At 71.0% G+C, this 25,900-nt stretch carries 21 protein-coding genes; 11 read left to right on the forward strand and 10 right to left on the reverse strand.

Annotated features, from left to right (window positions below; all coding sequences use genetic code 11):
* Positions 1–133 precede the first annotated feature (133 nt).
* Both ABZ565_RS05875 and ABZ565_RS05880 read left to right on the forward strand, forming a co-directional pair.
* Positions 134–379, forward strand: coding sequence for a DUF6480 family protein (locus ABZ565_RS05875; protein ID WP_361020856.1), 246 nt, complete (start codon positions 134–136; stop codon positions 377–379).
* A 153-nt stretch (positions 380–532) separates the two neighbouring features.
* The gene (locus tag ABZ565_RS05880) at positions 533–2,188 is read left to right on the forward strand and encodes a catalase (RefSeq protein WP_361020858.1); all 1,656 of its coding nucleotides are present in this window, start codon (positions 533–535) and stop codon (positions 2,186–2,188) included.
* Between the two features lie 50 nt (positions 2,189–2,238).
* Here the strand turns inward: ABZ565_RS05880 and ABZ565_RS05885 are convergent, their stop codons facing one another.
* Positions 2,239–3,711 carry a non-reducing end alpha-L-arabinofuranosidase family hydrolase gene (locus ABZ565_RS05885; RefSeq protein WP_361020860.1) on the reverse strand — a complete coding sequence of 491 codons (1,473 nt, stop codon included), beginning with the start codon at positions 3,709–3,711 and terminating at the stop codon, positions 2,239–2,241.
* Positions 3,712–4,014: 303 nt separating this feature from the next.
* On the opposite strand from ABZ565_RS05885, the gene ABZ565_RS05890 reads away from it, so the two are divergent.
* The 3 genes from ABZ565_RS05890 (at position 4,015) to ABZ565_RS05900 (ending at position 8,299) form a co-directional block, all read left to right on the forward strand.
* Entirely contained in the window at positions 4,015–5,475 is a 1,461-nt protein-coding gene (locus ABZ565_RS05890) for an endo-1,4-beta-xylanase (protein ID WP_361020862.1), read from the forward strand.
* A 125-nt stretch (positions 5,476–5,600) separates the two neighbouring features.
* The gene (locus tag ABZ565_RS05895; RefSeq protein WP_361020864.1) at positions 5,601–7,136 is read left to right on the forward strand and encodes a glycoside hydrolase family 43 protein; all 1,536 of its coding nucleotides are present in this window, start codon (positions 5,601–5,603) and stop codon (positions 7,134–7,136) included.
* Positions 7,137–7,240: 104 nt separating this feature from the next.
* Entirely contained in the window at positions 7,241–8,299 is a 1,059-nt protein-coding gene (locus ABZ565_RS05900; RefSeq protein ID WP_361020866.1) for a LacI family DNA-binding transcriptional regulator, read from the forward strand.
* A 36-nt stretch (positions 8,300–8,335) separates the two neighbouring features.
* Here ABZ565_RS05900 and ABZ565_RS05905 read toward each other — a convergent pair whose 3' ends face one another.
* The 5 genes from ABZ565_RS05905 to ABZ565_RS05925 form a co-directional block, all read right to left on the reverse strand.
* Positions 8,336–10,132 (reverse strand): CocE/NonD family hydrolase, encoded by a 1,797-nt coding sequence (locus tag ABZ565_RS05905; RefSeq protein WP_361020868.1) that lies wholly within the window; start codon positions 10,130–10,132, stop codon positions 8,336–8,338.
* Positions 10,129–11,628 (reverse strand): alpha-N-arabinofuranosidase, encoded by a 1,500-nt coding sequence (locus tag ABZ565_RS05910; RefSeq protein WP_361020870.1) that lies wholly within the window; start codon positions 11,626–11,628, stop codon positions 10,129–10,131. The genes ABZ565_RS05905 and ABZ565_RS05910 overlap by 4 nt, the downstream gene beginning before the upstream one ends.
* Before the next feature lie 119 nt (positions 11,629–11,747).
* Entirely contained in the window at positions 11,748–12,641 is an 894-nt protein-coding gene (locus tag ABZ565_RS05915) for a carbohydrate ABC transporter permease (RefSeq protein WP_361020872.1), read from the reverse strand.
* Positions 12,641–13,663 carry a sugar ABC transporter permease gene (locus ABZ565_RS05920; RefSeq protein WP_361020874.1) on the reverse strand — a complete coding sequence of 341 codons (1,023 nt, stop codon included), beginning with the start codon at positions 13,661–13,663 and terminating at the stop codon, positions 12,641–12,643. The genes ABZ565_RS05915 and ABZ565_RS05920 overlap by 1 nt, the downstream gene beginning before the upstream one ends.
* A 10-nt stretch (positions 13,664–13,673) precedes the next feature.
* Complete coding sequence (locus tag ABZ565_RS05925) at positions 13,674–14,963, reverse strand: extracellular solute-binding protein (RefSeq protein ID WP_361020876.1); 1,290 nt, start codon at positions 14,961–14,963, stop codon at positions 13,674–13,676.
* Positions 14,964–15,290: 327 nt separating this feature from the next.
* Between ABZ565_RS05925 and ABZ565_RS05930 the strand changes: the two genes are divergently transcribed.
* The 6 genes from ABZ565_RS05930 (at position 15,291) to ABZ565_RS05955 (ending at position 21,373) form a co-directional block, all read left to right on the forward strand.
* Entirely contained in the window at positions 15,291–16,838 is a 1,548-nt protein-coding gene (locus ABZ565_RS05930; protein ID WP_361020878.1) for a xylan 1,4-beta-xylosidase, read from the forward strand.
* An 84-nt stretch (positions 16,839–16,922) separates the two neighbouring features.
* Positions 16,923–17,804 (forward strand): fructosamine kinase family protein, encoded by an 882-nt coding sequence (locus tag ABZ565_RS05935; protein ID WP_361020880.1) that lies wholly within the window; start codon positions 16,923–16,925, stop codon positions 17,802–17,804.
* Positions 17,805–18,180: 376 nt separating this feature from the next.
* Complete coding sequence (locus tag ABZ565_RS05940) at positions 18,181–19,758, forward strand: hypothetical protein (protein ID WP_361020882.1); 1,578 nt, start codon at positions 18,181–18,183, stop codon at positions 19,756–19,758.
* A 145-nt stretch (positions 19,759–19,903) separates the two neighbouring features.
* The gene (gene panD / locus ABZ565_RS05945; protein ID WP_361020884.1) at positions 19,904–20,329 is read left to right on the forward strand and encodes an aspartate 1-decarboxylase; all 426 of its coding nucleotides are present in this window, start codon (positions 19,904–19,906) and stop codon (positions 20,327–20,329) included.
* A 30-nt stretch (positions 20,330–20,359) separates the two neighbouring features.
* Entirely contained in the window at positions 20,360–20,713 is a 354-nt protein-coding gene (locus tag ABZ565_RS05950) for a GNAT family N-acetyltransferase (RefSeq protein WP_361020886.1), read from the forward strand.
* A 21-nt stretch (positions 20,714–20,734) separates the two neighbouring features.
* Positions 20,735–21,373, forward strand: coding sequence for an aspartate/glutamate racemase family protein (locus tag ABZ565_RS05955; RefSeq protein WP_361020888.1), 639 nt, complete (start codon positions 20,735–20,737; stop codon positions 21,371–21,373).
* Between the two features lie 374 nt (positions 21,374–21,747).
* Here ABZ565_RS05955 and ABZ565_RS05960 read toward each other — a convergent pair whose 3' ends face one another.
* The 4 genes from ABZ565_RS05960 to ABZ565_RS05975 form a co-directional block, all read right to left on the reverse strand.
* On the reverse strand, positions 21,748–22,182 hold the full coding sequence (locus ABZ565_RS05960) for a hypothetical protein (protein ID WP_361020890.1): 435 nt from the start codon (positions 22,180–22,182) through the stop codon (positions 21,748–21,750).
* 2 nt (positions 22,183–22,184) lie between these two features.
* On the reverse strand, positions 22,185–22,661 hold the full coding sequence (locus ABZ565_RS05965; protein ID WP_361020892.1) for a MarR family transcriptional regulator: 477 nt from the start codon (positions 22,659–22,661) through the stop codon (positions 22,185–22,187).
* Positions 22,662–22,737: 76 nt separating this feature from the next.
* Positions 22,738–24,114 (reverse strand): diaminopimelate decarboxylase, encoded by a 1,377-nt coding sequence (locus tag ABZ565_RS05970; RefSeq protein WP_361020894.1) that lies wholly within the window; start codon positions 24,112–24,114, stop codon positions 22,738–22,740.
* 138 nt (positions 24,115–24,252) lie between these two features.
* The gene (locus tag ABZ565_RS05975) at positions 24,253–25,869 is read right to left on the reverse strand and encodes a helix-turn-helix domain-containing protein (protein ID WP_361020896.1); all 1,617 of its coding nucleotides are present in this window, start codon (positions 25,867–25,869) and stop codon (positions 24,253–24,255) included.
* Between the last annotated feature and the right edge of the window lie 31 nt (positions 25,870–25,900).

Genomic DNA, 25,900 nt, shown 5'->3' on the forward strand with positions numbered 1-25,900 from the left:
AACCGGTACCCGGTCCGGCGCTTCCGACACGGGCCGCGCGATGTGACCGTTCTACCGCAGGGGCCCCGGCGCCACCTCTTCGCCGTTGGCCGTGGGCGGGCGAATTCGGCGGTCATCGGGGAACGTGGATCACATGACTCCTTCGCAGACCCCGGACCCGGATCCGGAACCCCGCGAGACCACAGGACCGGAACGCGGCGGCGGAGTGCCGCCGGGGGAGACGCCGCCCGCCGAGAGCGGCCTGTCGGGGGCGGGGCCACAGGACACCACGTACAACCCGCCCAAGGGCTGGGCGAAGGCCCCGATGGCCCTGATCATCGGCGTGACGATCCTCATCGCGGCGTTCTTCCTGGTGTACGCGATCATCCTGCTGCTCTGACCCGGGGGAGGGGCGACCCGAACGGCCGAACCCGCCGCAGCGGGAAGGCCGTGTCCGCGCGCCCGCACGCGCGGTCCGCCCTGCCGGGTGCGTAAACCTCGCATAGCTTGATGAAAAGGCGCATAGGTACACGTTCCGAAGGAGTCGACGCACGTGACGGACGTATCGAGCAGGGGCCCCGCCGCCGGGGACGAGCGAGAGACGCTGACCAACCGGCAGGGCCACCCCGTCCACGACAACCAGAACCAGCGCACCGTCGGCGCGCGCGGCCCGGCCACGCTGGAGAACTACCAGTTCCTGGAGAAGATCAGCCACTTCGACCGCGAGCGGATCCCCGAGCGCGTCGTGCACGCCCGGGGCGTGACCGCGTACGGCTGGTTCGAGGCGTACGGCGCCTTCGGCGACGAGCCCATCGCCCGCTTCACCCGCGCCAAGCTCTTCCAGGAGCGCGGCAAGCGCACGGACGTCGCGGTGCGCTTCTCGACCGTCATCGGCGGCCGGGACTCCTCCGAGGCGGCGCGCGACCCGCGCGGCTTCGCGGTGAAGTTCTACACCGAGGACGGCAACTGGGACCTCGTCGGCAACAACCTGGGGATCTTCTTCATCCGGGACGCGATCAAGTTCCCCGATGTGATCCACGCGCTCAAGCCGGACCCCGTCACGTTCGAGCAGCAGCCCCGGCGCATCTTCGACTTCATGTCGCAGACGCCCGAGTCCATGCACATGCTGGTCAACCTGTTCAGCCCGCGCGGCATCCCGGCGGACTACCGCCATATGCAGGGCTTCGGCGTCAACACGTACAAGTGGGTCAACGAGGCCGGCGAGTCCTTCCTCGTGAAGTACCACTGGATGCCCAAAGCGGGTGTGCGCAGCATGACCGAGGAGGACGCGGCCAACGTACAGGCCGACAGCCTCGGCCACGCCACGAAGGATTTGTACGAGGCGGTGGGGCGCGGCGCCCACCCGGAGTGGGAGCTGCTCGTCCAGCTGATGGACGACCACGACCATCCGGAGCTGGACTTCGACCCCCTGGACGACACCAAGACCTGGCCCGAGCAGGACTTTCCGCCCAGGGCGGTCGGGCGGATGGTCCTCGACCGGATGCCCGAGAACTACTTCGCGGAGAACGACCAGATCTCCTTCGGCACCGGTGTGCTGGTGGACGGGCTGGACTTCTCCGACGACAAGATGCTGGTGGGCCGCACCTTCTCGTACAGCGACACCCAGCGCTACCGCGTCGGGCCCAACTACCTGCAACTGCCGGTCAATCAGGCCAAGAACGCCACCGTGCGCACCAACCAGCGCGACGGTCTGATGACGTACCACGTGGACGGCGGCGGCGGGAACCCGATCGTCAACTACGAGCCGTCCATCACGGGCGGTCTGCGTGAGGCGAGCCCCGTGCACGAGGAGGTGGGCCCCGAGGTGCGCGGCCGGCTCACCCGCAAGCGCATCCCCCGGACCAACGACTACCTTCAGGCCGGGCAGCGCTACCTCCTGATGGAGCAGTGGGAGCGCGACGACCTCGTGCACAACCTCGTCGACCTGCTCTCGCAGTGCGACCGGCCGGTCCAGGAGCGGATGGTCTGGCACTTCCTGCTCGTGGAGAACGAACTGGGCCTCAAGATCGGCGAAGGGCTCCGCATCACCCCCGCGGACGTCAAGGGCCTGGAGCCGCTGCCCGGCCAGAACCTCACCGACGAGGACCGGCAGCGCCTCTCCCGCCTCGGCGACAACCCGCCGCGCGACGTCACCGGCCTGACGATGACCCACTGCGTCCCCGACGAGCGCCACGTCGTCACACGCTGACGCGACCGGCCCTCCCGCGCGTCCGCCGCGGGAGGGCCGGCCGGGTGCGGTCAGCGCTTCAGCGTGAGCAGACCGGGGCGGTAGGGGAGGAGACCGTAGTCACCGCCGGACTGGGGGCTGCGGCCCTGGTAGAGCAGCTGCAGGTTGCAGGGGTCGACGGTCATGGTCTGGTCGGGGCCGGTGCGGATCAGTTCGCCGTGGCTGATGTCGTTGGTCCAGGTGGCGCCGCTGTTGGCCTTGCCGGCGAAGGGGTTGCTCTCGGTCGCGGCCTGCGGCGTCCACGTGCCGTTGAGGCTGGTGGCCGTGAACGAACGGAAGTAGCGGCCCTGGGCGCCGATCGCCTCGACCATCATGAGGTAGCGGTTCTGGCCCGCCAGCTTGTACACCTGCGGGGCCTCGAACAGGTTGTTCGTCGTGTCGCTCATGACCACGGTCGAGGACGAACCGAAGCTGCCCGGGAAGTTCCCGATCGGCATGCTCGCCCGGTAGATCTTGCCGTTGTCACCGGCGAAGAACAGGTACATGTTCGTCCCGTCCCCGATGAGCGTCTGGTCGATCGGTCCCGTGCCGGAGCCGCTGATGCTCCCCGAGAAGAGGGTCTGCGGGGCCGACCAGCCGTTCGCGTTGGTGGGGTCGTTCGACGTCCGGTACGAGAAGGCGGTCGCGCCCCACTGGTAGGTGAGCACCCAGATGTTCTTCGGCGCGAAGTAGAAGAGCGTGGGTGCCACGGTCCCGGAGGACATCGCGTTCTGCCCGGCCGACGCCATGTCCGACCAGTTGGTGAACGGGGTGAAGTTCATGGACCCCCAGCTCGACCCCGTGTCGTGCGTCGTCGCGTAGACGAGCTGCTTGCCGTTGTACGGGACGACGGTGAAGTCCTTCAGCGAGACCCATCCGGACCTGGGCTGCGCCAGCGCGCCCGTGGAGCTCCACTGGTACGAGGACGGGAGCTCACACGTACCGGTTCCGGGGTTCTCGTCGCCGACCTTCACCAGCTTCCACTGCTGGTTGGTGCCGCCCCAGTCGTCGTACTGCACGACGTTCGCGCCGTCGGCGGTGGAGGCGCCCTGCACTTCGAGGGCCTTGCCGCTGTGGCGCGAGATCAGCCGCACGTAGCCGTCACTGCTGTCGGCCAGCCGCCACTGCTGATTGGTGGCGTTCAGGTCGGACCACTGGACGATCGAGCCGCCGTTCGCGGTCGACCAGTTGTAGACGTCGAGCACCTTGCCCGAGTGGCGGGACCTGACGCGGTAGTAGCCGTCCCCGGAATCGACGAACTGCCACTGCTGCTGGGCCTGGTCGTTGCGGGACCACTGGGTGATACGGGCACCGTCACCGGTCGCCAGGTTGTAGACGTCCAGCGCCTTGCCGCTGTTGCGGTTGACCAGGACGTACGAGGCGTTGGAGTCGACGGTCGCGGCGGCCGCGGGCTCGGCACCGAGGAACGAGGCGACGAGCAAGAACGGCGCGAGGACGGCGAGCAGGCGTCCTCGGCGGAAGGGGAACGAGAGGCGAAACCGCATCTGGGGACCTCCTGGGGCAGGGATGCGAGGGCACGGGACGCCGTCGAAACATTTCGAGCAGGGCCCGTTGTGTGGTGCCACAAGCTAGAAATGTTAGCGCTCACAGTCAAGGTGTTCGGCGGAATCTCTCGCCGAGAACCCGACTTCGATGGTTTCGAAATGTTTCGACCCGGACTCAGAAACATTCTCGGTGAGAAGTATTGACGATCCACTGTCAAACCCCCAATCATCCGTTGCTGAGCGGGCCACGCGGTCCGCCGTGCTTCGGTCCTTCCGCGATCCCCCTACCGAGGAGGCACAGCCATGGGCTCCTACGCCCTTCCGAGATCCGCTCTCAGCCGGCCGTTCCGCGCACTGCTCCCGGCGCTGCTCGTCGGCGTCCTGGGCGCGTCCGCCGCGCTGGTCGCGCCGTCGGAGGCACACGCCGCCGAGACCACGCTCGGTGCCGCCGCGGCGCAGAGCGGGCGCTACTTCGGCACCGCCATCGCCTCGGGCAAACTCGGCGACTCGGCGTACACCTCCATCGCCTCCCGCGAGTTCAACATGGTGACCGCCGAGAACGAGATGAAGATCGACGCGACCGAGCCGCAGCGCGGCCAGTTCAACTTCAGCTCGGCCGACCGCGTCTACAACTGGGCGGTACAGAACGGCAAGAAGGTGCGCGGCCACACCCTGGCCTGGCACTCCCAGCAGCCCGGCTGGATGCAGAGCCTCAGCGGCAGCACGCTGCGCCAGGCGATGATCGACCACATCAACGGTGTGATGGGCCACTACAAGGGCAAGATCGCCCAGTGGGACGTCGTGAACGAGGCGTTCGCCGACGGCAGTTCGGGCGCCCGCCGCGACTCCAACCTGCAGCGCACCGGCAACGACTGGATCGAGGCCGCCTTCCGCGCCGCGCGCGCCGCCGACCCGAGCGCGAAGCTCTGCTACAACGACTACAACGTCGAGAACTGGACCTGGGCGAAGACCCAGGCGATGTACAACATGGTCAAGGACTTCAAGCAGCGCGGCGTGCCGATCGACTGCGTCGGCTTCCAGTCGCACTTCAACAGCGGCAGCCCGTACAACAGCAACTTCCGCACCACGCTGCAGAACTTCGCCGCCCTCGGCGTCGACGTGGCCATCACCGAACTCGACATCCAGGGCGCCTCGGGCTCGACCTACGCCAGCGTCGTCAACGACTGCCTGGCCGTCTCGCGCTGCCTCGGCATCACCGTATGGGGCGTACGCGACAGCGACTCCTGGCGGTCCGGGGACACACCGCTGCTGTTCAACAACGACGGCAGCAAGAAGGCGGCGTACACCTCCGTCCTGAACGCGCTCAACAGCGGCTCGTCCACCGATCCCGGTGACGGCGACGGTGGCGAAGAGGGCGGGCAGAGCGGACAGCTCAAGGGCGTCGGCTCCGGCCGCTGCGTGGACGTGCCCAACTCCGGCACGTCGGACGGCACCGCGGTCCAGCTGTACGACTGCCACGACGCGACCAACCAGAAGTGGGAGCAGACCGCCGCCGGTGAGCTGCGGGTCTACGGCAACAAGTGCCTGGACGCCGCAGGCAGCGGCAACGGCGCCAAGATCCAGATCTACAGCTGCTGGGGCGGCGACAACCAGAAGTGGCGCCTCAACTCCGACGGGACCATCGTCGGTGTCCAGTCCGGACTCTGCCTCGACGCCGTGGGAGCCGGCACCGCCAACGGCACGCAGCTCCAGCTCTACTCCTGCGCGAACGGCAGCAACCAGCGCTGGTCGCTGTCGTCCTGAGACGGCCCGCCGCTGTCCTCCTCCCCGGCCGGGGAGGAGGACAGCGCTGACCGTCCAGAGGGCCGCCGCCGTCACGGCGGCGGCCCGGGCGCGGCTCCGGAGCGGTCGAAGGGAAGATCTTTCACGTGCACACGTACCACAACCCGGTCGTCAGCGGGTTCCACCCCGATCCGAGCGTCTGCCGGGTCGGCGACGACTACTACCTGGTGTGCTCCAGCTTCGAGTACTTCCCCGGGTTGCCGCTCCACCACAGCAAGGACCTCGTCCACTGGGAGCACATCGGCAACGTGCTCGACCGGCCCGGCCAACTCCCGTTGCCCCTCCCCGGGGCCAAGGCGTCCGGAGGTCTGTACGCCCCCACCATCCGGCACCACGGAGGCCGCTACTGGGTCATCAACACCAACATCGACGGTGGCGGCAACTTCGTCGTCTCCGCCGAGCGGCCCGAGGGGCCGTGGAGCGACCCCGTATGGATCAACCTGACCGGGATCGACCCCGATCTCGCATGGGAGGAGGACGGCACCTGCTGGTGCGCCTTCTCCGGCCCGGCCGGAGGCATCAACATGGCCAGGGTCGACCCGGTCACCGGCGAGGTACTGGAAGGGCCCTTCCCCACGTGGTCGGGCAGCGGTCTCAAGTTCCCCGAGGCACCGCACCTCTACCGCATCGGCGACTGGTGGTACCTGCTGATCGCGGAAGGCGGCACGGAACGCGGCCACAGCGTGTCCATCGCCCGCAGCCGCTCGCCGCGCGGCCCCTGGGAGGGCGCACCCGCCAACCCGCTGCTGTCCCACAGCGGGACCGCCCGCTCCATTCAGAACACCGGCCACGGGGACCTGGTGCAGGCTCCCGACGGCAGTTGGTGGATGGTGCTGCTCGGCGTCCGCCCACGTGGCTTCACCCCCGACGTGCACGTGCTCGGCCGCGAGACGTATCTGACGCCCGTGGAGTGGGACGACGACGGCTGGCCCGTGGTCGCCGCCGTCCCCGAGAGCCACGCGGCCCCGGGCGGCGCCTGGCACCCCGTCCCCGCCCCGCCCGCCCGCGACGACTTCGACGGACCCGCTCTCGCACCGCACTGGATCTCGCCGTTCACCCGCCCCCAGGCATCCTGGTCGCTCACCGAACGCCCCGGCCTGCTCGTCCTCCGGGCCACCGGCCCCACCCTCGACCGCCCCGGGTACACCTTCGTCGGCCGTCGCCAGCAGCACCACGACTGCCGCGTCACCGCCATGACCGACCCCGGCACGGGCCGCGGCGGTCTCTGCGTGCGCCTGGACGAGGCCCACCATTACGAGGTGGAGGCGGGCGACGGCGAGGTCTCCGTCGTCGCCCGCATCGGGCCCCTGCGCCAGACCGTGGCCCGCGCGCCGGCCGCCGCAGGGCCGCTGCGCCTCACCGTGACGATCCGTACGCACGACCTCGTTCCCGCCTCGCCCCACCTCACGGACGGCGGCACCACGGGCCCCGACACCATCGCCTTCTGGCTGGGCGACCCGGAGGCGCCGGACGCCCGGCCGCTCGCCGAACTGGACGGGCGCTACCTGTCCACCGAGGTCGCCTGCGGATTCACCGGCCGGGTGATCGGCATGTACGCCACCCGGGGCTCGGTGGCGTTCGACTGGTTCGAGTACGTCCCCGCCCTGCTGCCGTCCGTATGACGCGCGGCCGCATCCGAGATGTGTCCGGACGGGCCGGCGTGCCCCGCCCGAAGCGCCGTTCGGCCCGCGAAGGGGGCCCTCGCCGCTTGGGCTAACCTTTTCCCATGCCGCCTCGACCAGCCGGATCGCGCCCCACCCTGTCCCTGGTGGCCAAGACCGCCGGTACGAGCGTTCCCACCGTGTCCAAGGTGCTGCGAGGCGGAACGGACGTCTCGGCGGAGACCCGCGCCAAGGTCATGGAAGCCGTGCAGGCCGTCGGCTACACCCGCCGCGCCGGGGCCAAGGGCGAGAAGGGGCGGGACGAGAGCGGTCTGTCCCAGGTGCTCGACCTGGTGGTCACCCACTTCGAGGGATCGTGGGCGAACCTGCTGATAGCCGGGGTCGGACGTGAAGCGGCGGCAGCGGGGCTCGACGTCGTCCTGACGCTCGCGCAGCCGCACGGCGACTGGGTGTCACGGCTGCTGAGAAGGCGCACCATCGGGGTGATAGGGACGCTGGTCGACCCCGCGTCACAGCAGTTCGGCGCGCTTTTCGCCGCGGGTGTTCCCGTCGTACTGATCGATCCCATGAGCACACCGCCCTCCGGGGTGGCGAGCGTGGGAGTGGCCAACTGGGAGGGTGGCCGCATGGCCGCCGAACATCTCCTGTCCCTCGGGCACGAGAGGATGGGAGTGGTCGCAGGACATGCCCGCCACCTCTTCAGCAGGGCGCGCGTCGACGGTTTCCGTGCGGCCGCCGACACCATGACGGCAGGCAGTGCCACGGTTTCGGTGGCCCACGGTGCGTGGAACCGGGCGAAGGCGGTGACCGCCACCCACGCCCTGCTCGACGGCGATCCGGGGATCACGGGCATTTTCGCCTGTGCCGACTCCATGGCACTCGGCGTCTACGACGCACTGGCGGCCCGGGGTCTGCGGATCCCTGAGGACATCAGTGTCATCGGCTTCGACGACCTGCCCGAGGCGCAGTACATCACCCCCGGGCTGACGACCGTCAGACAGCCGAGCACCGAGCTGGGCGCCGCAGCCGTCAAGCTGCTCATCGACCTCGCCCGGAGCGAGGACGGCGGCGCCCGGTCACCGGCACGCATGGAACTGGCCACGGAGTTGGTCGTCCGGGCGTCCACCGGCCCCGTCACGGCGACCGCACCGGCGCCCCGCTGACCCGCGCGGGCAGGGGCCCCGGCCTCCCCGCCCACGTCAGGAAGGTGCGGGCGTCACGACCTGGAGGACGAGGCGGCTCGGACGGGCGGCGCCATACCGGATCGTGTACTCCGCGACGACGGGCTCCGCCGCCTGTCCGGCCGGCTCGAAGACATTGCGTCCGACGTCCCAGCGCGGTGACGAACTCGGTGCGACGTCGACGCGCACCCGGTGGCCCGGCAGGAACGTGTGCGCCGTCGACCAGAGATCGATCACGAACTCGTGATCCCGGCCCGGCTCCAACGGCCGTCTCCCGCCCACACCCGTGACCGGGTCCACGGACCGCGCCGACCCCCGCTGCGCACCGTCGGTGACGACGCGACTGACGCCGTCGGGGCCCTCATCGCACACCCTCACGACCACGTCCGCGTCAGTCCCCGTGGTCGAGAGATGGACGACGGCGCGGACCGCGCCCATCACGGTGAGTTCCCCGGCGAGCGGCGCGGTGCGCCAGGAGACCACATCCGGGCGCGCCTCGATCGCCGCCTGGTCGGCGGGCCCTGCCCCGAACGGCCCGAAGAGGAGCACCGGCCCGCCGCACGTGGGCACGGGGCACGCCGGATCGCTCGTCAGCCGCCGCTCGCCGGCCCCGGCCGCCCCTGTGGTCAGCCTGCCTTCCGCACTCAGGTACAGCTCCAGCGTCCGGGTGCCGGGCGGAGGGAACTCCTCCAGGTCGGTCCACCGGTTCGCGCCCATGAGGAACACCCGCACCGGCGGCAAGTCCGCCGCGGCAGCCCGCAGAGTTTCGCCGAACCACGCCAGATGCTGCGTGGTGAGGTCGCCGTGGCCGCCGAGAACGTCGGCGGACGCCCCCGGTCCGAAGTCCGCGCCGGCCGTCCGGCCCGAGTAGTCGTCGTGAGTCCAGGGGCCGACCAGAAGGCGCGGGGCCGGCCCGCCCAAGTCCGCCGCACGGCGCACCAGCCGCCGGTGGAGTTCCAGGGTCGAGCCGAGGAAGACGTCGAACCATCCGCCGATCAGGAAGGCCGGTACGTCGACCGCGTCGATCCGGTCGACGACCTTCCCCTCGCGATGACGTCCCGACCCGAGCGGCTCCCGCAGCAGTTCCAGACCCCATGCCACGATCGCCTCCGCGTCCTGCCCGGCGTACGGGGCCCCGGCCCGGAACGCGGAACCGTTGGTGACCGCCCGCTCGGTGGCCTCCCACCGTTCCCTCTCGGCTTCCCGGTCGCGTACGGAACCGATGCGCGCGATCAGGTCCGGGGCGATCGCGTAGTGGGTCCACGCCAGCGTGCTGCCGATCTCCGGCACCCCGCCCCGGAAACGGAAACCGTCGAGCGCCGACATCGCCGGCGTCATGGCCGGGGCGATCGCCCGCAGCGCCGGTGCGCCTCCGAGAAGGGCGGCGAACTGGGTGTCCGAGGCGTAGGAGGCGCCCCACATCCCGACGGTGCCGTCGCACTCGGGAAGCGCCGCGAGCCACGCCACGGTGTCCGCGCCGTCGTCCACCTCCTGCGCACAGGGGACGAACACCCCCGCGGAGCCGAAGCGGCCCCGGACGTCCTGGAGCGCGACGAGGTACCCGGCGGCGACGAGCCGCCCGACGTCGAGCATTCCCTCGCGCTCCTCACGGGTGACGTCGTAGGGGTGACGGGTCAGCAGAGCCGGCCAGGGGCCGTGTCCGTGCGGAATGAGCAGCAGGGTGCGCAGGTGCGTTCCATCGCGCAACGTGCACGTCGTCTCGCGGCGTTCGGCGACCGGGCCCCGCGGTTCGTCCGGGGGGCCGGTGCCCCGGAAACCGGCCTCCCCTTGAGCCGCGCTCGTGCCGTCGCTCACCGCAGGGCGACCGCAGTCCAGGAGGTCGGCGGCAGCTCGATGCTGAGGAGCCCGTCGGCGAGTGCCGCGCCGGTGTTCGTGGCCGGGGTCACCCGGTCCCGATGGGCGAGCGTGTTCTTGGCGTACACGTCGGAGTCGGCGAGGGTCACCGCCTCCGCGATGCGTGAGCAGCCGAGGCTGCGCACGTCCACCGTGACCTCGGCCGCCTCCGCGATGTCGCGGTTGACGAGGAAGACCGCGGCCCGGTCCTCGTCGGCGGTCGCGACGGCGTCGATGACGGATGCCTCCCCGTAGCGCGCCGTCTCGTACGTCGGGGCGTCGATCAGGGGGCGGAGAACCTCGCCGGTGGCCAGCCGGCTCGTGATCGAGAACGGGTAGAAGGTCGTCTGCCGCCAGGCCGGGCCGCCGGGTTCCGTCATGATCGGCGCGATCACATTGACGAGCTGGGCCAGGGACGCCGAGGTGACGCGGTCGCTTCGGCGCAGAAGCGTCATCAGCAGGTTGCCGACGACCACGGCGTCCGCCACGGTGTAGGTGTCCTCCAGGAGACGGGGCGCGTGCTGCCACTCGTCATGGATCTTGTCGGACTCCTGGTGCTCCTTGAGGTACCAGACGTTCCACTCGTCGAAGGAGACGTCGATCTTCTTGGACGAGCGCTTCTTGTGCCCCACGTGGTCGGCGGTCGCGACGACGGTGTCGATGAAGTAGTCCATATCGGTCGCCGAAGCGAGGAAGGAGCCGAGGTCGCCGTCGTGCTCCTGGTAGTACGCGTGACAGGAGACGTAGTCGACGTGGTCGTAGCTGTGCTCCAGTACGGTGCGTTCCCAGTCGCCGAAGGTCGGCATGGCCGATCCGGAGGAGCCGCAGACGACAAGTTCGAGGTTCTTGTCGGCCCGCTTCATGGCGGCGGCGGTGCGGGCGGCCAGCTTGCCGTAGTCGTCCGCCGTCATGAACCCGGTCTGCCAGGGCCCGTCCATCTCGTTGCCGAGGCACCACATGCGCACGTCGTGCGGTTGCGGAGTCCCATGGGCGACGCGTAGGTCCGACAAGGTCGTGCCGGAGGGGTGGTTGGCGTACTCGAGCAGGTCGAGTGCGGGCAGGATGCCCCGGGTGGCGACGTTGACGGCCAGCATCAGCTCGGAGTCGGTGAGCCTGAGCCATCTGGCGAACTCGTCCAGACCGACCTGGTTGGATTCGAGCGAACGCCAGGCGAGGTCGCGGCGCACCGGCCGTTTCTCGCGCGGGCCGACGGAGTCCTCCCAGCGGAACCCGGAGACGAAATTGCCGCCCGGGTAGCGGATGGTGGTGCTCCCGAGTTCCCGGACGAGATCGACGACGTCCATGCGGAACCCGTCCGCGTTCGCGCTCGGATGACCCGGCTCGTAGAGACCGGTGTACACGCACCGGCCGAGGTGCTCGACGAACGAGCCGAAGGTGCGGCGCTGGACAGGGGCGATGACGGCCTGCCTGTCGAGTTCTATGTGGGCGCGGGGCAATGCGGCGGTCCTTTCGCGGTGATGGCGGGTGCCGGGCGGTGGGCATCGGCAGCGGCCCGCCCCCGCCGAGGGGTGCGGCAGGGGCAGGGACGGACGGTCCGGCGGGCCGGATGCCTGCGTCAGCCCTTCACGGCGCCGGTGAGGCCACCGACGATGCGCCTCTCGAATACCGAGAAGAAGATCAGTGCGGGCAGCATGGCGAGTGAGGTGAAGGCGAGGACCTTCGCGGTGTCCGTGGAGTACTGGGAGGTGAAGACCTGGACACCGAGCGGCAGGGTGTAGTTCGCCTGCGTGTTGAGGATGTACAGCGGCAGGATGTAGTTGTTCCAGCTGCCCACGAATCCGAGGATGCCGACGGTCACCACACCGGGCAGTGACAGCGGCAGCACCATGCGGAAGAAGAATCCGAGCCGGCCCAGTCCGTCGATCGCGGCGGCCTCCTCGAGCTCGTTCGGGATGGCTCTGAGGAACGGCACGAGGATGATGACGGTCGTCGGCAGCCCGAAGGCGATCTGCGGGATGATCACGCCGAGCAGGCTGTCGACGAGTCCGAGGTCCTTGATGACGAGGTACAGCGGAGTGATCGCGATGACCATGGGGAACATCAGGCCGGCGGCGAACAGGGAGTACATCGCTCCCTTGAGCTTGAAGTCGTAGCGGGCGATGACGAAGCTCACCATCATCCCGGCCGCGACGATGCCGACGGTGCTGGCGATCGCGACGATGAGGGAGTTGGCGAACTCGCCCCAGAAGACGTTCGACTTGAGGATGCCGGTGTAGTTCCCGATGACCCAGGGTCGCGGGAGGCCGGCCGGGTCCGTGGTGATCTGCGAGTTGCTGCGGAATCCACCGAGCACGATGTAGAGGACCGGTGCGACGCAGACCCCGACGAAGAGCAGCGCGACGAAGTAGGTGACGGGGCTGCCCCACTTCCGCGGCGCGTCGCGGCGGACGGCGGGTGCCGCCGGCTCCGGCGCGGGGGACATCCGGGAAACTGTGGTCGTCACGCTCATCACACGGTCCCTTCGGTGACGGCGCCCCGGAGGTCGCGGCGCAGGACGAAGCGCTGGTAGATCAGGGCGACGACGAGCGAGATGACGAACATGACCACCGCGACGGCGCTGCCGTACCCGTAGTTACCCGCGTTGCGGCCCTGGGCGAGCATGTAGATCGCCATGGTCGAGGTGCCGGTCGTGCCCGAGACGTACGGGCCCCAGATGATGTAGACGAGGTCGAACAGCTGGAGTGAGCCGATGATCGACAGGAAGGCCCAGATGCGGATCGTCGGCCCCAGCAGCGGCAGCGTGATGCGGCGTTGGATCTGCCAGTAGGTGGCACCGTCGATCTGCGCGGCCTCGAAGATCTCCTCGGGGATCGACTGCAGGCCGGCGAGCATCAGGATCACCGCGAAGCCCACGTACTTCCACGTGATGATGACGACCAGGGTCCAGATGGCCAGGTCCGGGTCGGCGATCCAGTCGGCCGCCAGGGAGCCCAGGCCCACCCGTTCCAGCAGGCCGTTGGCGGCTCCGTTGCTCTGCAGGATCAGGCCCCAGCCGATGCCGACGATGATCTCGGACACGATGTAGGGCACGAAGATCAGGACGCGGATGGCCGAGCGGCCGCGGATCTTCTGGTTGAGCAGCAGTGCGAGGGCGATCGCGATCGGACCCTGGACGACCAGTGAGAGCACGAGAAGCAGACCGTTGTGCCACAGGACGTCATGGAACGCGGGGTCGGTCAGGATCAGTTTGTAGTTGCTCAGGCCGACCCAGTCGGTGGGGTCTCCGTAGCCCTTCCACCGGTAGAACCCGTAGTACGCGGCGAGCACGATCGGGAAGATCACGAACGCCAGGAACAGGATGACCGCCGGTGCGGACAGAACCGTGATCTCCAGTCGCATCCTGGCACGGCCTCGGCGGTGGGCAGCCGCTCGTGGCGGAGCCGGGGTCGCGGACTTCGCCGCACCCCTGGCTCCTCGCATGCCCTGCGACTGGCGGCCGTGGGCCGGGTCAGCGCCCAGGGTGTCGCTCATGTGTGCTTACTCAGCCCTTCTCGGCGGCGGCTTCGACGTCCTTCACGATGTCGCCGGCAGTGCCCTTGCCGGCCATCAGGTTCACGACGGCGATGTTCATGGCGTTGCCGACGTTCTGGCCGTAGACGGTGTCGAGGAACTGCATGGAGTACGCCGCCTTGTTGAACGCCCGCAGCGCCGAGATGTTGTAGGTCTCGGTGACGACGCCCTGGGCGGCCTTGTTCACCGGAACGGTGTCGAATGCCTCCCCGTACGCCTCCTGCTGCTCCTTGGTCACGACGAACCGGAGGAAGTCCGCCGCTTCCTTCGGTGCGTTCTTCGCGAGGGAGTAGCCCCCGGCGCCGCCCATGATGGCGGTCGGGTCGCCCTTGCCGCCGGGCACGGCGGGGAAGGGGAACCACCCCAGATCGGGGAGCTGCTTCTTGTTCGGCGTCAGGTCGGCGATCACAACGGGGTCCCAGTTGCCCATGAGTTCCATGGCCGCCTTGTGGTTGGCGAGCATGCCGGCGGAGGATCCGGCCCCCTGCTGCGACGTCGCCGTCAGGAAGCCCTTCTGGAAGGGCTCGTGCCCCAGCAGACCGGCCAGGTCCTCGCCCGCCTTGTCCCAGCACGGGTCGTCGAAGGTCAGCGACTTGGCGGCTTCCTGCATGGTCTCCTGGCTGCACTCGCGCAGGACGAAGTTGTAGTACCAGTGCGCGGCCGGCCAGGCGTCCTTGGCGCCGACGGCGATCGGTGCGACCTTGATCGCCTTCAGCTTGGCGACGGCGTCATGGAGCTCGTCCATCGTCGTGGGCGGCGAGGTGATGCCGGCCTTCTTGAACAGGTCCTTGCTGTAGTAGATGCCTTCGGGCTGCGTGTCGAGCGGCATCGCGTAGACCTTGCCGTCGATCGATACGCCTTGCAGGGCCGCCTCGCCCACGTTCGCCCTGTCGGTGTCCGTCAGGTCCAGTGCCCGGATCTGCCCGGCGTCGACCATGGCCCGCATCTTGCCGCCACCGCGCTGGAGGAAGATGCTCGGCGCGGAGTTCGAGTTGAGCGCGTTCTGCAGCTTGCCGTCGAGGTCCTCGTTCTGGACCGACTGGATCTTGACCGTGACGTCCTGGTGCAGGGCCTGGTACGCCTTCGCGGCATCCTTCCAGTACTTGGCCCCGCGACCTTCCATGGCATTCGTCCAGACGGTCACGGTGGCATGCCCGTCGGACGTACCGCTGCCGTCGCCGCCGCCTGCGCAGCCGGCAGCGGCGAGTGCGACGCACAAGCCGATCGCGGCACCGGTCGTGCTGCGGATTCTCCTCGTCATCGTGGGAACTCCTGATCTGTTGCCGGTGATCCAACTGCTGGGTTTTTTGCGCAAATTAATGAGCCACCCATGAGGTAGGTGCAAGGTCTACCGCCTGAAATGAACACTGAGCAACCATTAGTTTTCGCAAGTTGCGCGATCGTTATCGATCGTTTCGATCCTCGTGGGAGCGAGGTGCGAGGGGGATGCCGAAGACGACCGGAGGGTCCGCTCGGCGTCTTGACACCGCTTTCCCGATCTCCCTACGGTGCGCAGCACATTGAGCGAGCGTCGGCCTTCGGCCCGTCCGTACAGGCGCGCGCCGCACCGCAGCAGAGGAACCCCACCATGCGGACCGTCGTCCCCCGGCAGCCGACAGCCCGGCTCTCCGACGCCTGGCGCCATTGCGTCGGCACCGGCCGCCTTGATCTCGCGCTCCGGCGCGACTACCAGGATTCGCTTGCCCTCGTTCAGCGCGACATCGGCTTCCGGTACATCCGGGGGCACGGTCTGCTCAGCGACGGGATGGGCATCCACCACCCCTACGACCACGTCGGCGAGCGGCGCGTACGCCACGCCTTCACGTACCTCGACCAAGTGGTGGACGCCTACCTGGAGATGGGCATCGCACCCTTCCTCGAACTCGGATTCATGCCCTCCGGGCTCGCCTCGGGCGACGACACCGTCTTCTGGTGGAAGGGCAACATCACTCCTCCCCGTGACGAGAGGGAGTGGGCGGACCTCGTCCGGGCTGTGATGGGGCACCTGATCGACCGCTACGGCGCCGACCAGGTGCGCCGGTGGCCGATCGAGGTGTGGAACGAACCGAACCTGGCCCCGTTCTGGGCTTCCGACCAGGACGGTTATCACCGCCTGTACGAGGTGACCTCGCTGGCCGTCAAGGAGGTCGACGCCGAGCTCCAGGTCGGCGGCCCCTCGCTGGCGCCGGGCTACCAGGACGAGTGGATCCAGCGCTTCGCGGAATTCGTGGACGCTCGCGACCTGCCCATCGACTTCGTCAGCCGTCACGCCTACTCGTCCGGTCCCGTCCAGGCCGTGCCGTTCGGCGCTCATCAGACGCTCATGCCGGCGTCGGCGCTGCTGGAGCAGTTCGGGGCCCCGAGGCGGCAGTTGGCGGGCACCGGGCTCGCGGAGCTGCCGGTGCACATCACGGAGTTCAACTCCTCGTACCGGCCGGACAACCCGATCCACGACACCGCGTTCCACGCGGCGTACCTGGCCCCGGTACTCGTGAACGGCGGTGACCTCGCGGACTCCTTCTCGTACTGGACCTTCAGCGACGTCTTCGAGGAGGTGGGCATACCCACGGCGCCGTTCCACGGCGGCTTCGGTCTGCTGACACACCGGCAGATCAAGAAACCCACGTACCACTTGTACGCATTCATGGCGGAGATGGGTGAGCAGGTGCTCGCGCGGGGCGAGGACCACCTGGTGACCCGGCACGACGACGGGCGCGTCACGGTGCTGGCCTGGGCACCGGCCGACCCGGCGGGCGGTGACCCCGTGAGCGGGCACACCCTCCGGCTCTCCCTGCCCCTCGGGGCCCCGGACGCGCGGAACTCCGCCTACGTCCGTCGCCGCTCCGTGAGCGAGGAGGCGGGCAACCCCTGGGCCGCCTGGTGCGAGATGGGGCGGCCGCTCGCGCCCGGCCACCGGCAGCTCGACGCCTTGCGCGAGGCGGCCGAACCGGCCCACTCGCACGGCAACGTACCCGTCGTCGGCGGGCGTGCCGACGTGCACCTCGTCCTGGGCCGGCACGAGGTGACCCTCGTGGAGCTCACACCGGTCACCGACGAGACGCCCGAGTGGTGGAGCGAGGACCGCCTGTACGGGCTCGGCGGTGCGGGCGTCGGTGCCTTCGCGGACCACGAGTGAGCACTGCGCCGCACCGCGTGAACGAGCCGCGTCCGGCTGGGCGCCGGCCGTCTGGATGCTGCACCGACGGAGAGGAGCACAACGGTGCCGAAGTCGACCGTCCCCCTGCGGGACCGCCTCCACGCGGCGGGCCTGACCGACGTCATCGCGATCGAGCCGACCACGGGAGGCTTCGCCGCGACCGGAGGGCTGGCCCGCCGCGCTGACGGTACGTCGGTGTTCGTCAAGGCGTTCGACGAGTCACCGTCGGACGACGTCTTCGCCGCGGAGGCCGAAGGGCTCACCGTGTTGAGCGAGGCGGGCGGCATCACCACACCCGAGGTCGTTCTCGCCGACCGCGACGTGCTCGTGCTGTCCGTGCTGCGGCCCCGGCCGGAGACCGAGTCGTTCTGGGAGCAGCTCGCGCACGTGGTGGCCCATCTGCACACCGCGACGCGGCACACCCGCTTCGGGTGGCACCGTGACAACTGGCTGGGGCGTCGTCCGCAGGTGAACACCTGGGCCGACGACGGTTTCGAGTTCTTCGCCCGGAACCGTCTGCTGCGCTGGCTCGGCGAGCGACGTGTCGAGGAAGCACTCGACGCCGCGGACCGGGCGGCGCTGGAGCGGCTGTGCGACCGGCTGCCGGACCTGCTGCCGGCCGCGCCCGCGTGCCTGACGCATGGCGACCTATGGGCGATGAACGTCATGGCCACCCCCGACGGGCGGCCCGCGCTGATCGACCCGGCCGTGTCGTACATGTGGGCGGAAGTCGACCTGGCCCATCTGTGGACGACGTCGCCCCCGCCCGAATCGCGCGTGTTCTTCGAGGTGTACGCGGAGCTGACCGGACTCGACCGGGACTGGCGCGCACGGATGCCGATCCTCCAGTTGCGCCAGCACCTGGCCGTCATCGCCCAGTTCGACGCGGACTGGGGTGCCGCGGATCTCGTGCGTGCCACGCTCGCCCCGTTCCGGCGGTCCTGAGTCCGCCGAGGGGGCACCGCGGCGCCGGGTGCCCGGGCGTAGTGATCCCCGGAGCTCCGGGGAACGCTGACCGGAGACGCGCGTGCGACGTCCCCCCACAAGGCGGTGATCACGGCGACGACGGCCAGGTCACACCTACCGCGGCGCGGGCACCGGGACCTGCCACCTGATCATGACCGTCCACCTGCCCCGGCCACCACCTGACGCCTGCCGGCGGGCGCGCCGACGACCCCGCACGCCCGGCACGCCGACGGCCCACCGCCCCTGCGGTGCTCCGGCCGGCCGGCGTCAATGAACGATCTTCCCGCCGTACCCCTTCCGTTGGCCCTGCCCGATTACTCTCCACTCGCCCGGTCCGGCACAGGAGAGGTACGTCATGAGCGCCCCGGTCCACCACGCCCCGGCCCAGCAGTCGGCGACAGCTCCGCCCCGGACCCGGCAGCACAGGGACCCGGACCGGAACCGGACCGGAACCCCGTCCCTCATGTCGCCGGGCCACCCCCTCCTCGCGATTCAGTCCAGCTTCGGCAACCGGGCCGCGATCGCGGCGGTGCAGCGTGCCGGCGAAGCCGCCGAGGGGAAGGAACCGGAGAACGCCGGCCCACCCCCCGGACCGAAGAGCTATCGCGACCGGATCGCCGCGGTCCTCGACAAGCTCAAGAAGAACCTCGAACTCATCGACACCTTCGTCAAGGGCGTCCACGTCCCCGCCAACGCGGGCTTCGCCCAGCAGGCATCCGCGACAGCGAGCGACGGCCTCAAGCACTCGACCGGCGCATCCGGGACCGCCGCCGCGTCGGAGAACCTCGTCACGGAGACCGCCGGTGCCGTCCTCAGTGGCATGGAGGCGGTCAAAGCCAGGAAGGACGCCGCGAAGCACAAGGACGGGGCCGCCTTCCACACGGCGGACAAGAAGGCCAACTCCAAGATGGCCGACGCGGTCGTCGGTGCCGCCGGAGCGGGGAACTACGCCCTCGGCATCGCCAAGGAACTGACCAAGGCGCAGCTGGCGGCGCACGCCGCGACGGCGTCCGAGGCGAGCGGTATCGGCTCCAGCGTCGTCGGAGCGGTGAAAGGCGCCCGCGCGGCAACGCGTGTCGGGCTGACCGCTCGCAAGTACCACGCCTTGAAGGGCCTCGAAAGGCACGACCGCACCGATGAGGGAGCGATGGCCCGGCTGAACCAGGCGCGGCAGGAAGCCGAACAGGCCGCGGATGACGCCTACGCGGCACTGGACGGCCACTGGGACCACGAGGGCGAGGACCGGATGGCGCGCGTTTCCGAGGCCATCGACGCGGCCTGGGCGGCAACGGGCGCCGCGCGTGACGCGGCGGCCGACATGCGACGGGCCGAGGACGCGAACACGATGAACACCGTGCACACCTACGCGCTGGGCAAACAGCGCAACAAGATGGGCAAGCAGGCGTTCACCGCCGTGGGCGAGTCCGCCAAGGCCGCGGGCGGCATCGTGACGGCGGTCGCCGCCACCGCGGGAGGAGCCGGCCTGGCGAGCAATCCGGTCGGCTGGGGCCTGGCCGCAGGGGCGGCCGGCCTCATCCTCGGCGTCACCGCCTACAAGGCCGGCCGCGCGGGCATGAAGCGTTACGACGGGGTCCGCCACCCGGAACGCTGGGCGGCGGACGAGACCCCGGCCGCGCCCGCCTCCCGGCCGGAAGCACTGAAGGAGGCCCTGAAGTTCTGGAAGAAGGTGGAGAACGGCGAACGCCAGGCCATGGCGCGCAAGATCTACGGACTGGCGGCGGGCACGGACATCGAGGGGAGCGGCGAAACGTCGGCAGCCATGCGCGACTCGGCCAGAGCCCTCCTCATCGCTCTCAAGGCCGGCCCCACCCACCACCGCCAGACCCCGGAGGAGTGGGCCGACTCCCTCAACGACCCGGCGAAGAGCGCCGCGTGGGTCAAGGAGATAGCGGAGCAGCTGTCCTCGGCCTGACGGGCGGCGCACGGCCGCGTGCCGTCGGCCCGTCACGCGAAAAAGCCGGGGAACGCTGCCCCGGACACGCGACGCGCTGTAGGCTGGGGAGCCAGCCCTTGACCTGCAACAACGCGGGCAGGGAGCCGTCCTTCAGGAGCCCCGCATGCTGCGCACCATGTTCAAGTCCAAGATTCACCGCGCCACCGTGACCCAGGCCGACCTGCACTACGTGGGTTCCGTCACCGTCGACGCCGAGCTGATGGAGGCCGCCGACCTGCTGCCCGGTGAGCTCGTGCACATCGTGGACATCGACAACGGGGCCCGGCTGGAGACGTACGTCATCGAGGGCGAGCGCGGTTCCGGGGTGATCGGGATCAACGGGGCCGCCGCCCACCTGGTGCACCCGGGTGATCTGGTCATCCTCATCAGCTACGCCCAGGTCGAGAATGCCGAGGCGCGCGCCCTCGTCCCGCGTATCGTGCACGTCGACGCGGACAACCGCATCGTCGCACTCGGTGCCGACGCCTCCGCGCCCGTGCCGGGCAGTGACACCGAGCGCAGCCCGCACGCGGTGCCCGCGGCGCGCTGAGGCGGCTCGTCGAACGAGGGGCAATCCGCCATGGCAGAGCAGACCGGGCCCGAGATCCGTGACGACCGGGCGGCCGGCAAGCTGTCCGCGTACGAGGACGGCGAGGCCGTCGGCGTCATCGCGTACTTCGTGCTGGACGGTGAGCCCGCCGGGCTCGTCGCCGTCCATACGGTCGTCGGGTCCGGGCATGAGGGCAAGGGCATCGGCGGTGCCCTGGTCAGGGAGTTCTACGCCATGGCGGGGCGCGAGGGCGTGCCCGTCGTGCCGTTGTGCCCGTACGCCGCCACGTGGGCCTCGCGCCATCCCGACGAGGCCCCCGAGGCGCCCGAGGGGCTGGTGGAGCGCGCGAAGACGCAGCTCGCCTCGCACCCCGAGCTGTACTGAACCGGAAGGAGCCGCCCGGCCATGACGCTCGCGCTGCTGCACACCTCGCCCGTCCACGTCCCGGTCTTCGACGCCCTGCGTGACGCCGACCACCCGGGAACGGTCCTGCGCCACGTCGTACGCGAAGAGCTGCTGACCACGGCGGCGGCGCTGGGGCCCGAGGCGGTGGCCGACGAGGTGGAGGCGGTGATCGCGGACCTGGCGGCCGGAGGGGCGGACGCCGTGCTCTGCACCTGCTCGACCATCGGGGCCGTCGCGGAGGCCGCGGGGATCGCGGTCGGCGTCCCCGTCCTGCGCGTCGACCGGCCCATGGCGGCGGCGGCCGTCCGGGCGGGCCGGGTCACCGTCCTCGCCGCCCTCGCCTCCACCCTGGAGCCGACCCGGGCGTTGCTGGCCGAAGAGGCGGCCGGCGCCGGTCTGCCGGGGGCGGACGTGCGCACCGTGCTGGTGGGTGGTGCCTGGGAACGCTTCACGGCGGGGGACAACGACGGCTTCCTCGACCTGGTGGCGGCCTCGGCCGACGCCGTGTGCGACGCGGATGTCATCGTGCTCGCCCAGGGCTCCATGGCCGGCGCGGCCGAGCGTACGACCACCGGCATCCCGGTCCTGTCCAGCCCGCGCCCCGGCCTGGCGGCCGCCGTGGCGGTCGCGGAGCGGTGACCCGGCGGGGCCGATGAGTCGTTCGTACGCAGCATGTTCCGCGTCCGTACGTATGGGCTCGCCGGGCGCGGGCAGCCGCTCCGGGAGACGGTGGAAGAGGTCCACCCCCGAACGTTCGGAGGCCCGAGATGACTCATCCGTTCCCCGACCCCGTCCCTCCGGCGCCGACCCCGGGTCCGCTGCCGGAGCCGACGCCACCGGCGCCGACCCCGCCCGCGCCCACACCCCCGGCACCGACGCCGCCCGCGCCCGCTCCGCCAGGGCCCGCGCCCGATCCGATCCCGCAGCCGCCCTCGCCGAACCCCGACCCGGTGCCGCCGCCCGAGCCCGAGCCGTCACCGGTCTGACCGGGCCGCTCCGAAGGCCGTGTGCCGTCAGCCGGCGGCCAGCATCGCGTTGGCCCGCGCGGTCACCTCGGTCAGCACCCGGCCCGCCACGGCCAGGTCCTCGGCCGGCAGGTCCCCGTACAGCGCGGCCGCGATGTCGGCGACGCCCGCTTTGTAGGACTGGACCCGTGCGTCGGCGTCGGGGGTGAGCGCCAGCACGCCCCCGGGCCGCTCCTCCAGCAGCCCGGCGGACGTCAGTGCCCCGACGGTGGCTTCCGCCGCCACGTGGTCGAGCTTCACCGTGCTGGTCAGGCGCTCGATCAGCTGGGTGCGCTCGATGGCCCCGCCCGTGGCGTCGGCGGCGTTGAGCGCCAGGGCTTGGTGGAAGGTGGTGCCCTGCGTCAGCAGTCGTTCGGCGAGGGCCCGGGTGGCGTAGTGGGCCATGCCGATGACCTGGCCGTTGACAGCGGGTGCGGTGGTCATGATTACTCCTCGCGGTGAGCGGTGACTGGGGGAACCGGCACGTCGAGCAGGGCCGTCAGCGCTTCGGTGAACGCCTCGGTGTCCTTGCCGCCGATACCGCCGAGGGGCGCGAGCAGCCCGTTGACGAGCTCCCGCACCACCGCGACCGCGCGGCCGGTCGTCGCGCGGCCCTGCTCGGTCAGCGAGAGCCGGACGGCCCTGCTGTCCGAGGGGTCGGTGGTCCGTTGGACCAGGCCCGCCGCCTCCAGGGCGCGGGCCAGTTTCGAGACGTAGAGCGCTTCGAGTCCGGTGTGGTCCGCCAGCGCACGCTGACTCGGCCGCAGCCCCGCATGCTCCATGCCCTGGAGGGAGGCGACCAGCGAATACTGCGCGTGCGTCAGACCCAGCGGTGTCAGCGCCCGGTCGATGGCCACCCGCCACTTCATGGACAGGCGCCAGACCAGGAATCCCGGGGTCGCGCCCTCGATCGCGTTGCTCATGGCAGATACAGTACATCGCTATTATGTCCATGGCTACTAAATCCCGGGAAGCCGTCGAAGCGCGCGTACCGTCGGCTCAGTCCCCCAGGTCGAGCAACGCGTCGGCATGCGCGAGGCCGCTCTCGGCGGAGACCGAGTCCAGCGACTGGGCGTCCCGTACCGGCGCGAACCGCACCACCGGCTCCTCGCGGCCGCTGGTACCGGCGAGGTCGAACCCGTACACCGCCGGGCGCGGCAGACTGTTGTACGACCACGGGGTGGAGAAGTAGTACGCGCCCGTGTCGTACAGCACCACGTAGTCGCCCGCCCGCAGTTCGGGCAGCTCCCGGGCGTGCGCGACGACGTCCCCGGCGAAGCAGCACGGCCCCGCGATGTCCTGGACCACCGAAGGCCCGTCCTTCGGCCGCCCCTCGGCGTCGAAGGCGCCGACCCGCAGGGGCCAGGCCTCCGGCATGAAGACCGTACGGGTGGCGGTCTGCGCCCCCGCATGGGTCAGCGCGATACGGCGGCCGCCGGCGTCCTTCGTGTACTCGACCAGCGCACCGATGAAGCCGTTCTTCGCGAGCAGGGACCGTCCGAACTCGGTGACCAGCTCGTACCGCCCGTCGAACAGCCCGGGCACGGCCGCCCGCAGCGCCGCCGCGTACGCGGCGAAGGTGGGGCGCACCTCGTCGTCGGCGAAGTTGACCGGGAGGCCACCGCCGATGTCGAGCCCGGTGACCTGCCGACGGCCCAGCGTCTCGTTGATCTCCTCGGCCAGCCGGTACGTCTCGGCGATCCCGGCCGCGATCAGCTCCAACGAGCAGCCCTGAGAGCCGACGTGGGCGTGCAGCCGGGTCAGCCACGGGTGCGCGGCGAACGCCTTCACCACCTGTTCGCGCGCGCCGGGATCGCGCAGCGCCACGCCGAACTTCGACGTGGCCGTGGCCGTGCTCATCGCGCCGATCGAACCGCCGCCGACCTGCGGGTTGACCCGGAGGCCGATGTCGGACACCGCGTCCGACGGGCGCAGCGAGGCGATCCGGTCCACCTCGTCCAGGTTGTCCGCGTTGATCGCCACGCCCACGGCCAGGGCGCGCCGGATCTCGTCCCGGGTCTTCGCGGGGGAGTCCAGCACGATCTTCGACGGCGCGAACCCGGCGTCCAGCGCGAGCCGGAGCTCACCCGGGCTCGCGACCTCGCAGCCCATCCCGCACCGGGCGAGCAGCCGCAATACCGGGACCAGCGATGACGCCTTCGCGGCGAACGTGTGCAGCACGGCAGGCACCCCGGGGAACGCCTCGTGCAGGGCGGCGACCGACGCGCGGACGCCGTCCGTGTCGATGAAACCGGCGACCGGGCTCGCCTCGCCGAGCAGGCCGGCGGCCACGGCGTGGCGGACCACGGCCGCGACACGCGCGGAACCCGCCGGGGTCGAAGGGGACAGGGCGGAGGAAGGCGGAGAAAGGCTCATGGAGCCAGAGTCGGCGATGGGTGCCCCCAGGTCTCTGTCCGGGCGGCCAAGAACGGTGCGCTTCCTTGTCCGGTCGGCCAAGTGGTCGGGGCGGCCGACCGGCGGTGGGGAACCGCAGCCGTACGAACAGACCGCAACCTACCCGCTGAGCCGGACGGCGAGCGTGACCAGGAGCCTGGTGTCGGGGTCGTCCAGGTCCACCCCGAACCGCTCCCGGGCGCGTCGCAGCCGGTAGCGCAGCGTGTTCGGATGGACGACCAGGCGCGCCGCCGCCCGCGCCACGTCCCCCGACGCGTCGAGATAGGCGGCCAGCGAGCGGACCAGCTCGCCCCCGGCCGCCAGATCCGCCCGGACCAGCTCGTGCACGGGCCCCCGCCCCGCCTCCCAGACCGGCCGGGCGGCGTCCAGGATCCTGGCGATGTCCAACGAGGGGCCCACGCCCGCCGCGTCCGCCGACCGCTGGGAGCCCCCCGCCGCCGCCCGCTCGCGCAGCACCCGCACGACGAGCAGGGCCTCGTCGCACGACTCCCGCACCCCGGCCGCCCCGGCGGCCACCGGCCCGGCCCCCGCCAGCACCCCGGCGTCCTGCGCCTGGCCCGCCAGCTCCCGGGCCAGCGCCGCCGCGCCCCGGTCCGGCCCGGAGTCCACGGGCAGCAGCACCAGCAGCCGCTCCCCGTCGCGCAGCACGCGCACGGACGGGCGGTACGTCGCCGCCTGGAGCGCGGCCACATCGAGCGTGCGGTCGCCGGGGCCGGGCGCGGCGGTGCGGGGTTCGGCGACCACGACCGCGCAGGCGGCGTCGGGGGAGAGGCCGAGCGACCAGGCGTGCGTACGGGCGTCCCCGTCCCCGTACAGCAGTCCGCGCAGGGCGAGTTCGCTGCGGCGGGCGGCGCCGCTCTCGCGCAGCCGGTGCCGCACCAGCAGGGGAGCGGCGACCTCGGCCGCCCGGCGCAGGGCGTCCCGTGCGTCCGGGCGCAGCGGACGGCCGTCGCCGGCCACCCAGATCGAGCCGAGGACCTCCGGGCCGCTGCGGACCGCGATGATCAGGCGCTCGGGTCCCTCGGCGTCGGCCGCGCGGTGGATCACGTCCAGGGACGTCCACAGCGTCCGGAGCAACCCGCTGCGCCGCAGCTCCGCGACCCGCCACTCCGGGACCCGGCCGCCCAGGATGGTGGACCGGCGCAGCACATCGGCGTCGGGGCCGGTGGCGGAGTGGGCCAGGACCCGCAGCCGCGTGTCCTCGATGGTGATCGACCCACCGGTGTACTCGGCGACGGCCGCCGCGAGCGCGCTGAGGCTCTCCGGCCCCCCGGCCGCCATGCGCCCCGCCGCCCCGTCGTCGGCGCCCGCGCGGGCGCAGGCCAGCGCGGAACGCAGCAGCGCGGCGGCGTCCGTCCAGTCGGCCCACTCCGCGCGGACGAGCAGGGCGACCCCCGCCTCCTCGGCGGCGGCGAGCACCTGCGGCGCGGCGGCCACCCCCTCCACGGCGCGCAGCACCACGCCGGACGCCCCGCGCCGAGCGGCGTCGCGGACCGGGGCGGCGGCTTCGGGGGACGAGGCGGGCGCCCCGGTCACCAGGACCAGGCAGCCGTCCAGAGACCGGTCCGGGCCCTCGTCGCCCACGGCCACATCGCGCACCCCGACGTCACGGCCCGAGGGCGCGAGCAGCAGCCGCAGGCTGCCCCCGTCGTCGAAGGCGAGGAGCTCGCGCAGTGCGACGGACGGCTCCGGCGGGAGGGCGGCACGGCTCGTCATGGCAGCCGAGCATACGAGCACCCGGTGCGCG

The organism is Streptomyces sp. NPDC016469 (assembly GCF_040632905.1).
GTDB lineage: Bacteria > Actinomycetota > Actinomycetes > Streptomycetales > Streptomycetaceae > Streptomyces.

What these genes read in the sequence shown, in the direction of transcription:
- ABZ565_RS05970 (WP_361020894.1), bottom strand. Translation starts at nt 24,114, where the DNA reads ATGAGCCTTTCTCCGCCTTCCTCCGCCCTGTCCCCTTCGACCCCGGCG.
- ABZ565_RS05925 (WP_361020876.1), bottom strand. Translation starts at nt 14,963, where the DNA reads ATGACGAGGAGAATCCGCAGCACGACCGGTGCCGCGATCGGCTTGTGC.
- ABZ565_RS05920 (WP_361020874.1), bottom strand. Translation starts at nt 13,663, where the DNA reads ATGAGCGACACCCTGGGCGCTGACCCGGCCCACGGCCGCCAGTCGCAG.
- ABZ565_RS05940 (WP_361020882.1), top strand. Translation starts at nt 18,181, where the DNA reads ATGAGCGCCCCGGTCCACCACGCCCCGGCCCAGCAGTCGGCGACAGCT.
- ABZ565_RS05950 (WP_361020886.1), top strand. Translation starts at nt 20,360, where the DNA reads ATGGCAGAGCAGACCGGGCCCGAGATCCGTGACGACCGGGCGGCCGGC.
- panD (WP_361020884.1), top strand. Translation starts at nt 19,904, where the DNA reads ATGCTGCGCACCATGTTCAAGTCCAAGATTCACCGCGCCACCGTGACC.
- ABZ565_RS05930 (WP_361020878.1), top strand. Translation starts at nt 15,291, where the DNA reads ATGCGGACCGTCGTCCCCCGGCAGCCGACAGCCCGGCTCTCCGACGCC.
- ABZ565_RS05900 (WP_361020866.1), top strand. Translation starts at nt 7,241, where the DNA reads ATGCCGCCTCGACCAGCCGGATCGCGCCCCACCCTGTCCCTGGTGGCC.
- ABZ565_RS05915 (WP_361020872.1), bottom strand. Translation starts at nt 12,641, where the DNA reads ATGAGCGTGACGACCACAGTTTCCCGGATGTCCCCCGCGCCGGAGCCG.
- ABZ565_RS05875 (WP_361020856.1), top strand. Translation starts at nt 134, where the DNA reads ATGACTCCTTCGCAGACCCCGGACCCGGATCCGGAACCCCGCGAGACC.
- ABZ565_RS05960 (WP_361020890.1), bottom strand. Translation starts at nt 22,182, where the DNA reads ATGACCACCGCACCCGCTGTCAACGGCCAGGTCATCGGCATGGCCCAC.
- ABZ565_RS05885 (WP_361020860.1), bottom strand. Translation starts at nt 3,711, where the DNA reads ATGCGGTTTCGCCTCTCGTTCCCCTTCCGCCGAGGACGCCTGCTCGCC.
- ABZ565_RS05890 (WP_361020862.1), top strand. Translation starts at nt 4,015, where the DNA reads ATGGGCTCCTACGCCCTTCCGAGATCCGCTCTCAGCCGGCCGTTCCGC.
- ABZ565_RS05955 (WP_361020888.1), top strand. Translation starts at nt 20,735, where the DNA reads ATGACGCTCGCGCTGCTGCACACCTCGCCCGTCCACGTCCCGGTCTTC.
- ABZ565_RS05965 (WP_361020892.1), bottom strand. Translation starts at nt 22,661, where the DNA reads ATGAGCAACGCGATCGAGGGCGCGACCCCGGGATTCCTGGTCTGGCGC.
- ABZ565_RS05975 (WP_361020896.1), bottom strand. Translation starts at nt 25,869, where the DNA reads ATGACGAGCCGTGCCGCCCTCCCGCCGGAGCCGTCCGTCGCACTGCGC.